We start from the raw sequence: 16,345 nt of genomic DNA, 5'->3' as shown, positions 1-16,345 counted from the left end.
TGATTTCGGGTGCGCCGGCGCCGGGACTCTAGTCCTGAAACGGATCGCGAACAAGTATTGTGTCGTCGCGCTCCGGCGAGGTTGACAGAAGCGTGACAGGCGCTTCCACCAGTTCCTCGATGTGCCTGACATACTTGATCGCCTGGGCAGGAAGATCGGTCCAGCGGCGCGCGCCGGCCGTGGTGTCGCGCCAGCCTTCCAAGGTCTCGAAGATCGGCTCGATGCGCTGTTGCTCGGCAAGACTTGCCGGCAGATAGTCTATCGTCTTGCCGTCGAGTTTGTAGGCAACCACGATCTTGATCTCATCGAGGCCGTCCAAGACGTCGAGCTTGGTCAGGGCGAGGCCGTGGATGCCGTTCAGGGCGACCGCCTGGCGCACCAGCACCGCGTCGAACCAGCCGCAGCGGCGCTTGCGCCCGGTCACGGTGCCGAATTCGCGGCCCTTCTCGCCCAGGAACTGGCCGATCTCGTTGTCCTGCTCGCTCGGGAACGGCCCCTCGCCGACCCGCGTCGTGTAGGCCTTGGTGATGCCCAGCACGAAGCCAAGGCTCGACGGGCCGAGGCCGGAGCCGGCCGCGGCCTGCCCGGCCACCGTGTTGGACGAGGTCACGAAGGGATAGGTGCCGTGGTCGATGTCGAGCAGCGTGCCCTGCGCGCCCTCGAACAGGATCCGGTCGCCGGCCTTGCGCCGCTGGTCGAGCAGCCGCCAGACACGGTCGATATAGGGGGTGATCTCGTCGGCGACCGAGGTCAGCTCGTCGAGGATCGCCGCCGGGTCGATCTCGCTCTGGCCAAGGCCGCGCCGCAACGCGTTGTGATGCGCCAGAAGCCGCTCGATGCGGCCCGGCAGGCTCTCGGGATTGGCGAGATCCATCACCCGGATGGCGCGGCGGCCGACCTTGTCCTCGTAGGCCGGACCGATGCCGCGGCCCGTCGTGCCGATCTTGGTGCCGGCGGCGCTGGCGTTTTCGCGGGTGGCGTCGAGTTCGCGGTGCAGCGACAGGATCAGCGCCGCATTGTCGGCGATCCGCAGCGTCTCTGGGCTGACCGACACGCCCTGCTCCTGCAGGCGGTTCTTCTCCGCCACGAAGGCATGCGGGTCGAAGACCACGCCATTGCCGATCACCGACAGCTTGCCCTGGCGCACGACGCCCGAGGGCAGCAGCGACAGCTTGTAGGAGACGCCGTCGACGACCAGCGTGTGGCCGGCATTGTGCCCGCCCTGGAAGCGCACGACCACGTCGGCCCGCTCCGACAGCCAGTCGACGATCTTGCCTTTACCCTCGTCTCCCCACTGGGAACCGACGACGACGACATTGGCCATGATATGTCCTTCTCGCGAATGTTCGCCCCGCACCCTGCTGCCGAAGGCGCGCGGACTATAGTCAAGCGCCCGGCACGAAGCGAGGCGGTCCTGCGGCGGACTTCCGACAATTTGGCCCGACATGCAAGCTGCGTGGCGGCGCGAAATGCCGGCCGCGCCACTCGTCAGCGAACCTTATTTTATCCGCCCCTCTAGGCGCATCGTCCTCGCGCGCGTAAACGCGAAGCATGACGTCCTATTTCCGTAACGCCTATCTCGTCCTCGGCACCGTCGCCCTGTTCTGGGCCGGCAACGCCATCGCCGGCAAGCTGGCCGTCGGCCACGTCTCGCCGATGCTTCTGACCCTGATCCGCTGGACGCTGGCCTGCCTGTTCGTGGCGCCCTTCGCCTGGGGCGACGTGCGCCGCGAATGGCCGGAGATCCGGCGCAACCTGCCCTTCCTCTTCGGCCTGGGCGCGATCGGCTTCACCTGCTTCAACGCCATCTTCTACCTGGCGGTGAACTATACCAGCGCCATCAACGTCACCATCGAGCAGTCGGCCATGCCGCTGATCGTCTTCGTGGCGAACTTCCTTCTGTTCCGCACCGGCGTGACGCTGTTCCAGATCATCGGCTTCAGCCTGACCCTCGTCGGCGTCGCCCTGACCGCCTCTCACGGCGAATTGTCCGCCCTGCTCGCCCTCGATCTCAATCGCGGCGACGCACTGATGATGCTCGCGGTGCTGATCTATGGCGGCTACACGGTGGCGCTGCGCTTCAAGCCGAAGCTGCACTGGCGCTCGACGATCTTCGTCCTCGCCCTGTCCGCCCTCGTCGTCTCGGTGCCGCTGGCCGGAATCGAATGGGCCATGGGCCATACCCAGCTGCCCGACACGTCCGGCATGACCGCGGCGCTCTATACCGCCATCTTCCCGTCCCTGCTGGCGCAGGTTCTCTATATCCGCGGCATCGAGCTGATCGGCCCCAACCGGGCCAATCTCTTCGTCAATCTCGTCCCGATCTTCGGCGCCATCCTGGCGGTCCTGATCATCGGCGAGGAACTGCACGCCTATCACGTGGCCGCCCTCACCTTCGTCCTCGGCGGCATCATGCTCGCCGAGCGGGGCGCCGCCCGCGCCCGCAAGGCGAGCGAGGCGTAAGCGACGCCCCGCCAGAATCGGGGCGCCGCGATCCTGCTCTCAGGCCTTTAGACGGTCGCTTCGGCAACGTCGAAGCGCAGCGGCTTGGCGCTGATGATCTCCTTATGGGAGAGCACCGTCTTCAACAGGTCCTCCGGCATCGGCGAATCCAGATACAGCAGCGCGATCGCGTCGCCGCCCGGACGGTTACGGCCGAGCTGGAAGTTGGCGATGTTGACCCCGGCGGCGCCGAAGGTCGTGCCCAGAAGGCCGATGATGCCCGGCGCGTCGTTGTTGGTCGTGTAGACCATGTGCTGGCCCACCTCGGCATCGAGGTTGATGCCCTTGATCTGGATGAAGCGCGGCTTGCCGTCCGAGAACACCGTGCCGGCCACCGAACGGGTCATCGTCTCCGTCGTCACGGTCAGCTTGATGTAGGTCTCGAACACGCCCGACTGGTCGCGGCGCGATTCCGTCACGTGGATGCCGCGCTCCTTCACCATGATCGGCGCCGAGACCATGTTGACGTCCGACACCTGGCTCTTGATCAGGCCCGACAGCGCCGCGCTGGTCAGCGCATTGGTGTTCATGCCGGCCACCGTGCCGTCATAGAGGATCTCGACCGAGGTGATCGGCTCCTCGGTGACCTGCCCGGCAAAGCCGCCGAGGATCTCGGCGAGCTTGACGAAGGGCGTCAGGATCGGCGCTTCCTCGGCGGTGATCGACGGCATGTTGATGGCGTTGGAGACCGCGCCGCGGACGAGATAGTCCGACATCTGCTCGGCGACCTGCACCGCGACGTTCTCCTGGGCTTCCGAGGTCGATGCGCCCAGATGCGGGGTGCAGACGACGTTCTCCAGGCCGAAGAGCACCGAATCCGTCGCCGGCTCGGTCTCGAACACGTCGACGCCGGCACCGGCGACCTTGCCTGACTTGATCCCCTCGGCGAGATCGGCCTCGACGACGAGACCGCCGCGGGCGCAATTGATGATGCGCACGCCGTCCTTCATCTTGGCGATCGCCGCCGCGTTGATGATGCCCTTGGTCTTGTCGGTCATCGGCGTGTGCAGGCTGATGAAGTCGGCGCGCTTGAGCAGCTCGTCGAGCTCCACCTTCTCGATGCCGAGCTGCGCGGCGCGCTCATGCGACAGGAACGGGTCGAAGGCGACGACGCGCATCTTCAGGCCGACGCCGCGGGTCGCGACGATCGAGCCGATATTGCCGCAGCCGATCACGCCCAGCGTCTTGCCGGTGATCTCGACGCCCATGAAGCGGTTCTTCTCCCACTTGCCGGCCTGGGTCGAGGCGTCGGCGGCCGGAAGCTGGCGGGCCACCGCGAACATCATCGCGATGGCGTGCTCGGCGGTGGTGATGGAATTGCCGAAGGGCGTGTTCATCACGATGATGCCCTTCCGGCTGGCCGCCGGGATGTCGACATTGTCGACGCCGATGCCGGCGCGGCCGATGACCTTCAGATTGGTCGCCGCCTGGATCAGCTTTTCGGTCGCCTTGGTGGCCGAGCGGATGGCAAGGCCGTCATACTGGCCGATGATCTCGAGCAGCTTGTCCTTGTCCTTGCCGAGATCCGGCATGTAGTCGACCTCGACGCCGCGGTCGGTGAAGACCTGGACGGCAGTCTTGGAAAGCTTGTCGGAAACGAGAACGCGAGGTGCCATGGGAATGGTCCTTTGATTGATGAGCGACGCGGTGGTCCGGCGTCGCGAAAACACTGAATGCTGTGAACTGGAACGAGGCCGCCGCCCCTCGCCCACATGCGGGCGAGGATGGTCCGAAGGATCGGGCGACGCGTCGCAAGAGGCCTGAACGAGGCTCGCTGCGCGACGCTCCGTCCCGGATCCTTCGCCCTTCGAGCCCGGAGCAGACATCCCTCCCCCATCAGGGAAGGGAACGATCCGCGACCGGATCAGGCTGCCTTGGCGAGCTCGGCCTTCTGGGTCTCGAAGGCCCATTCGATCCACGGCATCAGCGCCAGGACGTCGGAGGTCTCGACCGTCGCGCCACACCAGATCCGCAGGCCCGCCGGCGCATCGCGATAGGCGCCGATGTCGAGGGCGACGCCCTCCTTCTCCAGGAGCGAGACGACCGCCTTGGAGAAGGCGTTCTGCGCATCGTCGGAGAGATTGGCCACGGCCGGATCGGCGAAGGTCAGGCAGACCGACGTGTTGGACCGGGTCGCCGTGTCGGCGGCCAGGAACGCCAGGAAGGGATGCGTGTCGACGAAGCTCTCGATGACCGCCAGGTTCGCGTCGGCCCGTGCCTTCAGGGCCGGCAGGCCGCCGATCGACTTCGCCCAGCCGAGCGCATCGAGATAGTCCTCGACGCACAGCATCGACGGCGTGTTGATGGTCTCGCCCTTGAAGATGCCCTCGATCAGCTTTCCGCCCTTGGTCATGCGGAAGATCTTCGGCAGCGGCCAGGCCGGCTTGTAGCTTTCCAGCCGTTCGACGGCGCGCGGCGACAGGATCAGGACGCCGTGCGCCGCTTCACCGCCGAGCACCTTCTGCCAGGAGAAGGTCACCACATCGAGCTTGTCGTAGGGCAGGTCCTGGGCGAAGGCCGCCGAGGTCGCGTCGCAGATCGTCAGGCCTTCGCGGCTCGCCGGGATCGCGTCGCCGTTCGGCACGCGCACGCCGGAGGTCGTGCCGTTCCAGGTGAAGACCACGTCGCGGTCGAAATCGACCTCTGCGAAATCCACGATCTTGCCATAGGGCGCCTCGAAGACGCGGGCATCGTCGAGCTTGAGCTGCTTGACCGTGTCGGTCACCCAGCCGGCGCCGAAGGATTCCCAGGCCAGCATGTCGACGCCGCGGGCGCCGAGCAGCGACCACATCGCCATCTCGACCGCGCCGGTGTCCGACGCCGGCACGATGCCGATGCGGTAGTCGTCCGGCACGCCGAGAACCTCACGGGTCTCGTCGATTGCCTGCTGAAGCTTGGATTTTCCGACCTTGGCGCGATGCGAGCGACCGAGCGCGGCATCGTTCAGTGCGTCGAGCGACCAGCCGGGTCGTTTCGCGCAGGGGCCGGAGGAAAAACGGGGATTGGCCGGACGCAGGTCCGGCTTCGCGGTATGTGCCATCTAAGCTACCCTCACAGATAGAAGCGCCTCGTTGGGGAGGCGTGTCCCGCGAATGGCGCTACTCCTGCGGCCGGCACCCGTCAAGCACATTCGGGCCGCGCGCCCGCCCGTCCCCCGCCCCGTCCCTGCCCCGAACGCACAAACGGCAGGCCCCGCAAGGCGCCTGCCGTTTGTCCATGAACTTGTTGTGACGTGTCGCCTACCAGAGCAAATAGCGGATCGCGGCCTGGACCGAATGGCGCTGGAAACCGTCATCCTCGGCGCTGAGGCCAAGCTGGCCGTTCGCCGCGACATCGCCCGAATAGCTGTAGGCGTCCCCGCCATCGACATCGAGGAAGCGGTAGCCGAGATCGACCTTCAGGTTCCGCGAGATGTCGTACGAGACACCGGCCATCAGCGAGTAGGCGAAGCGCCAGCTTGAGCCGCCGTCGTAGGCCCCCTCGCTGTTGTAGAAGCTTCCGACGCAGGCCGCCCCAGCAAGCGTGCAGCCATCAGACACGTTGACGTCGTCGTACTTGACCTTCACCGCACCGGCACCCGCGCCGACATACGGCGTGAAGCCGACGAAGGTGCCGAGATCGGCATAGGCATTGGCCATCAGTTCCAGGCCGGTCGCGCTGGCGCCGGATGTGGAATCGCAGAAGGCCTGGCCGCCGGCGCCACCGGACGCAGTCGCGCTGTCGAAGCAGGCACCGATCCGGTCGCCGCCGTCGAGATCGGCCGACCAGTAGCGCGCGGTCAGGTCGCCGCGGAAATAATCGGTGAACTGGTAGCCGAAGCCGACGCCGAAGGAGCCCGCTCCATTCAGCTCGAATCCGTCAGCGAAGTCCGGGCGGTATCCGCTGCCGTTGACGTCGACGTCGGACTGGAAATCGTAGGAGACATCGCCGCGCAGATACCAGCCGCTGCCGATCTCGACAGGCTGCACTTCCGGCACGTCCTGGTAGATCGGGGTCTCGTAGATGGGCGGAAGGTCGGCGGCGCTCGCCACCGGCATGGTGAAGCCGATCAGCGCGGCACTGGCCATCAGTTTGGTTGCAAGGTTCATGGAGCCGCTTCCCGTTGCAGTCTTTGCTTCACGAGAAGTGCGGCACCGCACCCCTCGTCTCACCCGATCCTGCCGCACAAAGATTAACGCCCGATTAACCCTGTTTCTTAACCGTAAACCTTTACGAAGGTTACGATCGCCAAGGCGATGACCGCCGCGACTGCGCGCACGAAAAAGGCCGCGGCCCGAAGGCAGCGGCCCGTCTCATGCACGGCCGTTGCCGGCCAGCTTACTTGTAGATCGGTTCTTCGTAGATCGGCGCCGGCTCTTCGTAGAGCGGGGTCGAGGCGTAGATCGGCTCGACGCCCTTGCCCTTGCCCTTGCCGAAGCCGCCGCCCCCACCGCCGAACTCGTAGCGCAGGCCGGCGCGCACGGCGTGGATGTTGAAGCCGTTGTCGCTGCCCTGGACGCCGGAAGCGCCGAAGCTGCGGTCTTGCTCGTCAAAGGCGAAGGCGTCGCCGCTCGAGATTCGGGTATAGCGGTAACCAGCGTCGAACTTTAGCTTGTGGGTGATGTCGACGCTGGCACCGGCCATGAGGGACGAGGCAAAACGCCAGGAAGATTCGCCTTTGTGGACGCCCTTGTAGATGCTCGTCTCGCTGCCGCAGAGGCCGCCATCGCAGGAAATGGTGTTGTTCATGTCATCGTATTTGACGTGGGCAAAGCCAAGACCCGCGCCGATATAGGGCGTGATCTTGCCATAGGTTCCGACGTCAACGTAGGCGTTGGCCATCGTAGTCCAGATCGACGCCCGCGAAGAGTCATCGTAGCGGCAATTGTTATTCGTCGGGTCAAGACCGTACCCGATCTCGACGAGATAGGCACACTTGCTCGAACCGCTTACACCAGTCCGCATGTAGTCGACAGTCAAATCCGTGCGAAAGTGATCGCTGACTCGGTAGCCGGCGCCAATGCTGAAGTTGGCCGAGTTCTTCAAGCTTATCTCGTCGTAGTGCTCGGTGCTGTCAATTCCCCGGACCCAATCATCGTCATACGCTTCGGGCGACGTATTACCGATGTTGTAGAAGTCGTAATAGCCGTCGGTCTTGGACTTGAAGACGTAGCCGACGTCACCGCGCAGGTACCAGCCGCCCGTGGCGACTTCTTCCACGATCACCGGGGCCGGCGGCGGGAAGTAGGGCTGCTCCTCGATGATGTCGGCGGCCTTGGCGAAGCTGCTGAAGGATGAGACCGCGCCGATCAATGCCACGGTCGTCAAAAGGCGAGATTTCATTGCTCTCATCTCCGATTCGATCCGGCGGCCGGGATTGGCAGACGCCGTTACCTTAACGAAGACGGTAAATCGGAATGGTTAATACGAAGTTTAAGGAATAGCCGGCCTTCAGAACTTGGTGACCTTACCTTACGCTGCGGTCTGCTGGAGCGCGCCGAGGATGTCGTCCACCACCGCGTTGACCAGCCCGCGATCGTCGCCCTCGGCCATCACCCGGATCAGCGGTTCCGTCCCCGAGGCGCGGATGACCAGGCGCCCGCCCTCGCCGAGGCGATCGCGCCCGGCGCTGATGGCGTCCTGCACGCGCTGGCGCTCCAGCGGCGCGCCGCCCGAATAGCGGAAGTTCTTGAGGATCTGCGGTACCGGCTCGAAACGGCGGCAGACCTCCGACACGGTGCCGCCCTTGCGCTGAACCACCGCCAGCACCTGCAGCGCCGCCACGAGGCCGTCGCCCGTCGTGCCGAAATCCGACAGGACGATGTGGCCGGACTGCTCACCGCCGACATTGTAGCCGTGCTGGCGCATGTGCTCGACGACATAGCGGTCGCCGACCGCCGTGCGCGCCAGTTGCAAATCGTGATCGGACAGGAAGCGCTCGAGGCCGAGATTGGACATCACTGTCGCCACGATCCCGCCGGCCGCCAGGCGCCCGTCCTCTGCCCAGCTCTCGGCGATCACCGCCATCAGCTGGTCGCCGTCGACCACCTCGCCGCGTTCGTCGACGATCAGCACGCGGTCGGCATCGCCGTCGAGCGCGATGCCGATGTCGGCCCGCACTTCCTTGACCTTCTCGATCAGCGCCGCCGGCGCCGTCGAACCGCAATTGCGGTTGATGTTGGTACCGTCCGGATCGACGCCCAGCTTGACGATCTCCGCGCCGAGCTCCCACAGGACATCAGGGGCCACCCGGTAGGCCGCACCGTTGGCGCAGTCGATGGCGACGCGCACGCCCTCCAGCGACAGTTCGCGCGGCAGCGTCCGCTTGGCCGCCTCGATATAGCGGTCGTGGACACCATCGATGCGCTTGGCCCGGCCGAGGCCGTCACCCGTCGCCAGCCGCGGCGTCAGATCCTCGTCGAGCAGCGCCTCGATGCGCAGCTCCAGCTCGTCGGAAAGCTTGTAGCCGTCCGGCCCGAACAGCTTGATGCCATTGTCCTCGAACGGATTGTGCGACGCCGAGATCATCACGCCGATATCGGCGCGCAGCGACCGGGTCAGCATGGCCACCGCCGGGGTCGGCATGGGGCCGAGCAGGAACACGTCGACTCCAGCCGCCGTGAAGCCGGCCACCATGGCGTTCTCGATCATGTAGCTCGAGCGCCGCGTATCCTTGCCGATCACGACACGGTGCCGGTAGGAGCCGCGCTGGAAGACCAGGCCCGCCGCCATGCCGACCCGCATCGCGACCTCGGCCGTCATCGGGTGCCGGTTGGCCGTGCCGCGAATGCCGTCCGTGCCGAAATAGCGTCTGCTCATCACCTGACCCCGTCTGTTCCTGTTCTGCCGGACCGTCCGTCCGGTGGCGGCTGCCGCGCGCGGCGTCGCCCGGCCCGGACGCCGTCATGGACGGTCTCGCGGACCGGGACGAGCGCGCTGCGCCGTTCCCTGTCGTCATACTCTCGCATCAATGGATTGCGGAGACGTTGCCTGCAACCCCGCCGGTGTACGCGGCGGCTGATGCCGACCCCGCAAAAAAAAAGGAGGAGCGGCCGTGAGGCCGCTCCCTTAGACTGTCTTGCGATCCCGCCGGAGCGGACCCCGAGTGATCAGGTCGGCTGCGGCTCCAGGCTGTCGCCCGCCTCGCCCGCACGGGAATCCGGCCCGCGGCTCGAACCGGCCTTGGGCACCGCCGATCCGCGCGACGGCGGCGTGTCGTCGCCCATGTCGCGGGCCAGCGGCTTGCCGGCCAGGAGGTCGCGGACCTCGTCGCCCGAGAGCGTCTCGTATTCCAGGAGCCCCTTCGCCAGGATGTGGAGCTGGTCGATATGGGTGTTGAGGATGTTGCGCGCCTTGTTCTCGGCCGTCTCGATGATGCCGCGCACCTCGGAGTCGATCAGCCGCGCTGTGTCCTCGGACATGTGCTGCTGGTGCGCCACCGAATGGCCGAGGAACACCTCGTCCTGGTTGTCCTTGTAGCGCAGCCGGCCGAGCTTGTCGCTCATGCCGTATTCCATGACCATCGCCCGCGCCATGTTGGTCGCCTGCTGGATGTCGTTGGACGCGCCGGTGGTGACGTTGTCGAGCCCGTAGATGATCTCCTCGGCGGCACGGCCACCGAAGATCATGGCGAGACGCGCCTCCATCTCGTTCTTGCGCATGCCGTAGCGATCGCGCTCCGGCAGGTTCATGGTCACGCCCAGCGCACGACCGCGCGGGATGATCGTCACCTTGTGCAGCGGATCGTTGAACGGCTCGATGATGCCGACGAGGGCGTGGCCGGCCTCGTGATAGGCGGTCAGCGTCTTCTCTTCCTCGGTCATGGCCATCGACCGGCGCTCGGCGCCCATCATGACCTTGTCCTTGGCATCCTCGAATTCGAGCATGGTGACGAGACGCTTGGAGCGCCGCGCCGCCATCAGAGCCGCCTCGTTGACGAGGTTGGCGAGATCGGCGCCCGAGAAGCCGGGCGTGCCGCGGGCGATCGTCCACAGATTGACGTTCGGCGCCAGCGGCACGTTGCGCACATGCACCTTCAGGATCTTCTCGCGGCCGCCGACATCCGGGTTCGGCACCATCACCTGCCGGTCGAAGCGGCCCGGGCGCAGCAGCGCCGGGTCCAGCACGTCCGGACGGTTGGTCGCGGCGATCAGGATCACGCCCTCGTTCGATTCGAAGCCGTCCATCTCGACCAGAAGCTGGTTCAGCGTCTGCTCGCGCTCATCGTTGCCGCCGCCCAGGCCCGCACCGCGATGGCGGCCGACCGCGTCGATCTCGTCGATGAAGATGATGCAGGGGCTGTTCTTCTTGGCCTGCTCGAACATGTCGCGGACACGGCTGGCGCCGACGCCGACGAACATCTCGACGAAGTCCGAACCGGAGATGGTGAAGAACGGCACGTTGGCTTCACCAGCCACCGAACGGGCGAGCAGTGTCTTGCCGGTTCCCGGGGGGCCGACGAGCAGCACGCCGCGCGGGATCTTGCCGCCCAGGCGCTGGAACTTCTGCGGCTCGCGCAGGAACTCGACGACCTCTTCCAGATCCTGCTTGGCCTCGTCGACACCGGCGACGTCGGCAAAGGTGACGCGGCCATGGGCCTCGGTCAGGAGCTTAGCCTTGGACTTGCCGAAGCCCATCGCCTTGCCGCCGGCACCGCCCTGCATCTGGCGCATCAGGAAGATCCAGACCGCGAGGATCAGGAGGATCGGGCCGAAGGACAGCAGCATCGACCAGATCGGGTTGCTGTTGTCACCCGGAGGGCTGGCATTGATCTGGACATTCTGGGCCTCGAGCCGCTCGACCAGCTGCGCGTCTTCCGGCGCATAGGTCTGGAAGGGCGGCGAGGAATCCGAATATTTGCCGCTGATGCGCTGGCCCTGGATCGTCACGGCCTCGACACGGCCGGATTTCACGTCGGACAGGAACTGCGAATACGGGATGTCGCGGGCGCCGGCGGTTTGCGAACCGTTCGAAAACAGCTGGAAAAGCGCGATCAGCAAGAGAGCGATGATCGCCCACAGCGCGAAGTTTCGAAAGTTCTGGTTCATCGATCTTCCTGGAATGGACGCCCGAAGTCACGAGGACGATTGGCTCAAAGATAGGTGCTGCCCCCCTTCTTGCCAACAAGGTCAGGCGGTTTTGCGGCAATTTGCACCGGTTGGCGGCGCAGGGTGGTTACCGCGGCTTTGCACTCGGCCCGGCCCGGTCGTCCGTTGGCGGCGGCAGATCGCGGGTCAGGCTCCAGCCGACGAGCGACCGGATCGCCAGCAGCGGCGTTCCCGCGGCGACCTTGCCGCCGAGCTGTGCGGGGATGGCGACAAGGCTATCGCCGGCAACGAGCACGGGCAAGGTCTTCTCGACCGGATTGCCGCGCCCCAGATCGCCGAAGGCCACGAGCCGCGCCCCGGAATGTGAGGGCCCGGCACCGGCATCCACCACGAAGCGACCGTCGAAGACCAGGTCTCCCGCCGTCGCCGCCAGCCCCGCGATCCCGGCCCGCCCGTATTCGCGCATCAGGGTGATCGTTTCGCCGGGCACAGCCCGCACCCCGGCCAGCGTGCGGGCCGCATCCGATTTGCCGCGCAGCGCATCCAGCAGCCGGATCGTCGCCGGTCCCTCGGGACCGTGCCCCCTGCCCCCGACCGCCGCGACGGCGCGTTGCAGGAAGGTGAACGCCGCATCGTCGCCAAGGCGCCGCAGCGCATTCCGGCTGATCTCCAGCGTGCCGGCGTCCGTCAGGCGAAGCTCACCCGCCGCCTGCATCGCGGCGATGGCGTCGCCGAGCCCGGCCTCCAGCGCGTCGCGCTCCGATCGATGGCCCGCGATTCGCGCCCGCAGCGCGTCCCGGTCCAGCGCGCCCGCCGCGATCTGCCGGCGAAGCTGCACCCGGCGCGACGCCGGATCGTCGTTGGTCGGGTCCGCGACGGCCGGCAGGCGATGCGCCGCCACGCTTGCCTTCAGCCGGTCGCCCGCCACGTCAAGGAACGGCCGCGCCAGGACGAGATCCGACGCCAGCGACCGCACCGGGCGCATGCCTGCCAGCCCGACGACCCCGGCGCCGCGTTCGCGCGCCATCAGATGGGTCTCGCACTGGTCGTCTTCGTGATGGGCGGTCAGGATCACTGTCGCGCCGAAGCGCCGGGCCGCATCGGATAGCAGCGCGTAGCGGGCCTCGCGGGCCGCCGCCGCAATGTTGCCGGTCCGAGCCGGCGCGTCCCAGCGCAGCGTTTCGTGGCTGATACGGAAGCGGGCCGCAACGCCCGCGACGTAGCGCGCCTCGGCTGCCGAAGCGTCGCGCAGGCCGTGGTCGACGGTGGCGATGTGGAATCGGGTCTGCGGCAGCGCCGCGGTGCCCTGCAGGGCGATGGCCGCGAGAACCAGCGCCAGCGAATCGGGGCCACCTGACACGGCAAGGATCGCGCGGTCGCGGGAGCCTGTCAGGGCGGCCGCCTGATGAAGCGAATGGGTCAGGAGCTCGGCAAGGGCGAGCCGGTCGAACGGCGCGGCGTCGGGCCGGGCGCGGGGAATGCCCAGGCGCAGGCCGCGGCGGTCCGCTGCAGGTGTCAGCAGTTGGCCGACTTTTCCTCGCTCGCCAGCTTCTTGCGCACGTTGCTGCTCATCTGCGGGTAGCGTTTGGCCACTTCCTTGTAGGTGATGCACGCGGTTTCCCGATTGTCGAGCTTGGCCAGCGACATGCCCAGCTTCAGCATCATCTCCGGCGCCTTGCCGTTCTCCGGCGCGCTCTTCTGCGCTTCGAGGAACACTTCGGCCGCGTCGGCGAATTTCTGCTGCTGGTACAGGCTCTCGCCCAGCCAGTAGCGCGCGTCCGGCGCATCCGCGGCGGTCGGATAGGTCTGGGCATACTGGCGGAAGGCCTGCTCGGCGAGCTGATAATCGCCGGCCAGGAGGTAGTTGTAGGCCAGGTCGTAGGTCTCGCCCTGCCCGCCCGGCGTGATCGCTGCGACGGTCTCGGAGCCGCCCGACGGCGCGCTGTCGCCAAGGCCGGGCACGCCGGTCTGCAGATTGGTCGTGTCGAGCGCCCCGGTGGCAAGTTCGCCATCCTCCAGGAGACGACCGATGTCGTCTCCTGTCGCGGCCTGCTGGCTGTCGCCGGGCTGCTCGGGCATGGCCGATCCGGCGTCGCCGCGCTGCTCGTTGACCGAGGTGCCCGCCGCACCGCCGCCGCCGCCCTCGAGCTGCTGGAAGCGGAACTCGTTGTCCTCGAGCTGCTTGCGCATGTCTTCCTGGGTGCGCAGCAGCTGGAAGCTCAGCTCCTCGACCCGGCCATTCAGCCGGCGGACCTCTTCCTCGAGCTGGTTGATGCGCACGCTGACGTCGCCGGCCTGCGCCATGCGCACGGGGGCGGTTCGCGTCTCGGCCGGCGCCTGGCGCGCTGCGCCCGGCGAGGACTCGCCGAAGAGCCCCGGCAATTCGAAGGCCGACGCCCCGCCGGTCGCGGTGCCCATCAGGGCCAGCGCCGATACGGCAAGGATCGTTTGTCGAAACATCATGAACACAGTTCCTCGACGGCTGGAAACGGCAATGGCCGCCGCGGCGCGAACGCAATGGTTCGAGCAGCGACGGCGCGGTTTCCTAGCATGGAACGAGGCAGTTCGGCCAAAGTTGGGCAGCGCCCCGCTTTCGCCGTGGATGCCGCCGGTCGCAAAGCGAACCGGCGACGATCCCTCAGGCCGATCAGCTGCCGGCGCCACTCAGAACGGTGACGGCGCGGCGGTTCTGCGACCAGCACGAAATGTCGTCGCAGACGGCGACCGGACGTTCCTTGCCGTAGGAGATGGTGCGCATCCGGTTGGCCGGGACGCCCTGCTGCACGAGGTAGTCGCGGGTCGCGGCGGCGCGGCGTGCGCCCAGCGCCAGGTTGTATTCGCGGGTGCCGCGCTCGTCGGCATGGCCCTCGATCACGATCGAGTACTGCGAATACTGGTTCAGCCAGCGCGCCTGCTGGGTCAGCGTCTGCTGGGCGTCGGCCCGCAGCGAGGTCGAATCGGTGTCGAAGAACACCCGGTCACCGACATTGACGGTGAAGTCCTGGGTCGAGCCCGGCGTCGCGCTGCCATAGGCGCCATTCGCGCCGTTGGCCCCGTTCAGACCGAGACCTGCCGCGTTGTCCGGCAGGGCGTCCTTCTTGCTGGCGCAGCCAGCGACCGCCAGGCTGGCGACGACGGCGAATGCGATGCGGCTCTTCACCCCGAAAATGCTCCGGCGCATGGCCAGCTCCTTTGAAAACGATAGGTTTGGGTTACGCGACGTTTACCCTGACGCCACTTAACGACACGTAAAAACGGCGGCGCTTCGGCGCGCCCGACGCGGCTCATCCCGTTGAATTATCGCCCGAATGAGGCCGCCGCCGGGCACCCGCCCGGTTTCCGCCATGTTGCGGCATTTCCGCAACATTCACGCCATAATCGGGCCCCGGGCTTGCCCGGGGCTGGCCTCGCGGCGGCCCTATTCGAGCGACGGCGACCAGGCCGGGTCCGAGGCGTAGCTCGGGGTCGGGATCTTCTGCTCGTTGTAGCCGGTCAGATCGATCGAATAGAGCTGCGGTCCGCCGCCGCCCCGCTGGTCGCGGAAGAACATCACGACGCGGCCGTTCGGCGCCCAGGTCGGCCCCTCGTTGTGGAAGCCCGAGGTCAGGATGCGCTCGCCCGAACCGTCCGGCCGCATGACGCCGATCTGGAACTGGCCGCCGCTCTGCTTGGTGAAGGCGATCAGGTCGCCGCGCGGCGACCAGACCGGGGTCGAATAGGAGCCGTCGCCGAACGAGATGCGCTGCTGGCCCGAGCCGTCGGCCCCCATCACGTAGAGCTGCTGGCGCCCGCCGCGGTCGGATTCGAACACGATCCGGCGCCCGTCCGGCGAATAGGACGGCGAGGTGTCGATGGCTGTGGTCGAGGTCAGCCGGGTCGTCGCCCGCGAGCGCAGGTCCATGGCGTAGATGTTGGCGTTGCCCTCCTGCTGGAGGCTCATGATCACCTTCTGGCCGTCCGGCGAGAAGCGCGGCGAGAAGGTCATGCCGGGAAAGTTGCCGACGATCTCGCGCTGGCCGGTCTCCAGCTGCAGCAGGTAGACCCGCGGCTCGCCATTGCCGAAGGACATGTAGGTGACCTCCTGGCGGCTCGGCGAGAAGCGCGGCGTCAGCACCAGCTCGCTGCCGTCGGTCAGATAGCGCAGATTGGCGCCGTCCTGGTCCATGATGGCGAGACGCTTGACCCGCTTGTCCTTGGTGCCGCTCTCGGCGACGAAGACGATGCGGGTGTCGAAATAGCCCTTCTCGCCGGTCAGCCGCTCATAGATCGCGTCGGCGATGATGTGGGCGACCCGGCGCCAGTTCTCCGGATTGGTGTAGAACTGCTGGCCGTCGAGCTGCTGGCCCGCGAAGGTGTCCCACAGGCGGAACTCGACGCGCAGCCGGCCGTCGGCCTCCGGCGAGACCCGGCCGACCACCAGCGCCTGGGCGTTGATGACGGTCCAGTCCTTGAAGGACGGCGTCGTGTCGGTGGTCAGCCCGGACTGGATGAAGGCCGCCCGGTCGATCGGCGCGAACAGGCCGGAGCGCTTCAGGTCGGCCTGGACCACGTCGGAAATCTGCTTGCCGATGCCGTCGGCCGACTGGAAGTCGGTGATGGCGATCGGCAGCGGCTCGACATTGCCCTGGGTCACGTCGATCTCGACCGCCGCGGCGGCCGGTGCCAGTGCCACGAAAGCGCCGGAGATCGCCATTGCGATCACGAGCGCGCCCTTGATGATCATCTTCATGTCAGACCTTCAACTGCGGTCGGAGACCTGCGCCGGCCGTCTGGCCGCGCCGCTCCTGTTTGAACTGGTACGGAAAATCCCCCGGCAG

At 66.8% G+C, this 16,345-nt stretch carries 12 protein-coding genes; 1 reads left to right on the top strand and 11 read right to left on the bottom strand.

Going from position 1 to position 16,345, the window contains the following annotated elements:
* Positions 1–28 precede the first annotated feature (28 nt).
* Complete coding sequence (locus tag SI859A1_RS05010; protein WP_009208762.1) at positions 29–1,324, bottom strand: adenylosuccinate synthase; 1,296 nt, start codon at positions 1,322–1,324, stop codon at positions 29–31.
* A 227-nt stretch (positions 1,325–1,551) separates the two neighbouring features.
* On the opposite strand from SI859A1_RS05010, the gene SI859A1_RS05005 reads away from it, so the two are divergent.
* On the top strand, positions 1,552–2,463 hold the full coding sequence (locus tag SI859A1_RS05005; RefSeq protein WP_009208761.1) for a DMT family transporter: 912 nt from the start codon (positions 1,552–1,554) through the stop codon (positions 2,461–2,463).
* Between the two features lie 47 nt (positions 2,464–2,510).
* Here SI859A1_RS05005 and serA read toward each other — a convergent pair whose 3' ends face one another.
* From serA to tolB, 10 genes are all read right to left on the bottom strand, one after another.
* Positions 2,511–4,118 (bottom strand): phosphoglycerate dehydrogenase, encoded by a 1,608-nt coding sequence (serA, locus tag SI859A1_RS05000; protein WP_009208760.1) that lies wholly within the window; start codon positions 4,116–4,118, stop codon positions 2,511–2,513.
* 248 nt (positions 4,119–4,366) lie between these two features.
* Entirely contained in the window at positions 4,367–5,542 is a 1,176-nt protein-coding gene (locus tag SI859A1_RS04995; protein ID WP_009208759.1) for a phosphoserine transaminase, read from the bottom strand.
* Positions 5,543–5,741: 199 nt separating this feature from the next.
* Positions 5,742–6,590 carry an outer membrane protein gene (locus tag SI859A1_RS04990; protein ID WP_009208758.1) on the bottom strand — a complete coding sequence of 283 codons (849 nt, stop codon included), beginning with the start codon at positions 6,588–6,590 and terminating at the stop codon, positions 5,742–5,744.
* A gap of 229 nt (positions 6,591–6,819) precedes the next feature.
* The gene (locus SI859A1_RS04985) at positions 6,820–7,824 is read right to left on the bottom strand and encodes an outer membrane protein (protein ID WP_244400907.1); all 1,005 of its coding nucleotides are present in this window, start codon (positions 7,822–7,824) and stop codon (positions 6,820–6,822) included.
* Between the two features lie 129 nt (positions 7,825–7,953).
* Positions 7,954–9,300 (bottom strand): phosphoglucosamine mutase, encoded by a 1,347-nt coding sequence (glmM, locus tag SI859A1_RS04980; protein ID WP_040325296.1) that lies wholly within the window; start codon positions 9,298–9,300, stop codon positions 7,954–7,956.
* Between the two features lie 290 nt (positions 9,301–9,590).
* Positions 9,591–11,528, bottom strand: a complete 1,938-nt coding sequence (ftsH, locus tag SI859A1_RS04975; protein WP_009208755.1) for an ATP-dependent zinc metalloprotease FtsH — start codon at positions 11,526–11,528, stop codon at positions 9,591–9,593.
* A gap of 127 nt (positions 11,529–11,655) precedes the next feature.
* Positions 11,656–12,888 (bottom strand): tRNA lysidine(34) synthetase TilS, encoded by a 1,233-nt coding sequence (gene tilS, locus SI859A1_RS04970; RefSeq protein WP_009208754.1) that lies wholly within the window; start codon positions 12,886–12,888, stop codon positions 11,656–11,658.
* Between the two features lie 155 nt (positions 12,889–13,043).
* The gene (ybgF, locus tag SI859A1_RS04965) at positions 13,044–13,991 is read right to left on the bottom strand and encodes a tol-pal system protein YbgF (RefSeq protein WP_009208753.1); all 948 of its coding nucleotides are present in this window, start codon (positions 13,989–13,991) and stop codon (positions 13,044–13,046) included.
* Between the two features lie 184 nt (positions 13,992–14,175).
* On the bottom strand, positions 14,176–14,709 hold the full coding sequence (gene pal / locus SI859A1_RS04960; protein ID WP_009208752.1) for a peptidoglycan-associated lipoprotein Pal: 534 nt from the start codon (positions 14,707–14,709) through the stop codon (positions 14,176–14,178).
* 237 nt (positions 14,710–14,946) lie between these two features.
* The gene (tolB, locus tag SI859A1_RS04955; RefSeq protein ID WP_420804764.1) at positions 14,947–16,251 is read right to left on the bottom strand and encodes a Tol-Pal system beta propeller repeat protein TolB; all 1,305 of its coding nucleotides are present in this window, start codon (positions 16,249–16,251) and stop codon (positions 14,947–14,949) included.
* Positions 16,252–16,345 lie beyond the last annotated feature (94 nt).

Source organism: Aurantimonas manganoxydans SI85-9A1, from assembly GCF_000153465.1.
Taxonomy (GTDB): domain Bacteria; phylum Pseudomonadota; class Alphaproteobacteria; order Rhizobiales; family Rhizobiaceae; genus Aurantimonas; species Aurantimonas manganoxydans.
Note: the sequence above shows the minus strand (reverse complement) of the source record. Positions and strands in the feature narration are given on the sequence as shown.

Bases quoted from the DNA above. Each gene is read 5' to 3' on its own strand.
- SI859A1_RS05010 (WP_009208762.1), bottom strand. From the start codon at position 1,324: ATGGCCAATGTCGTCGTCGTCGGTTCCCAGTGGGGAGACGAGGGTAAA.
- SI859A1_RS05005 (WP_009208761.1), top strand. From the start codon at position 1,552: ATGACGTCCTATTTCCGTAACGCCTATCTCGTCCTCGGCACCGTCGCC.
- serA (WP_009208760.1), bottom strand. From the start codon at position 4,118: ATGGCACCTCGCGTTCTCGTTTCCGACAAGCTTTCCAAGACTGCCGTC.
- SI859A1_RS04995 (WP_009208759.1), bottom strand. From the start codon at position 5,542: ATGGCACATACCGCGAAGCCGGACCTGCGTCCGGCCAATCCCCGTTTT.
- SI859A1_RS04990 (WP_009208758.1), bottom strand. From the start codon at position 6,590: ATGAACCTTGCAACCAAACTGATGGCCAGTGCCGCGCTGATCGGCTTC.
- SI859A1_RS04985 (WP_244400907.1), bottom strand. From the start codon at position 7,824: ATGAAATCTCGCCTTTTGACGACCGTGGCATTGATCGGCGCGGTCTCA.
- glmM (WP_040325296.1), bottom strand. From the start codon at position 9,300: ATGAGCAGACGCTATTTCGGCACGGACGGCATTCGCGGCACGGCCAAC.
- ftsH (WP_009208755.1), bottom strand. From the start codon at position 11,528: ATGAACCAGAACTTTCGAAACTTCGCGCTGTGGGCGATCATCGCTCTC.
- ybgF (WP_009208753.1), bottom strand. From the start codon at position 13,991: ATGATGTTTCGACAAACGATCCTTGCCGTATCGGCGCTGGCCCTGATG.
- pal (WP_009208752.1), bottom strand. From the start codon at position 14,709: ATGCGCCGGAGCATTTTCGGGGTGAAGAGCCGCATCGCATTCGCCGTC.
- tolB (WP_420804764.1), bottom strand. From the start codon at position 16,251: ATGATCATCAAGGGCGCGCTCGTGATCGCAATGGCGATCTCCGGCGCT.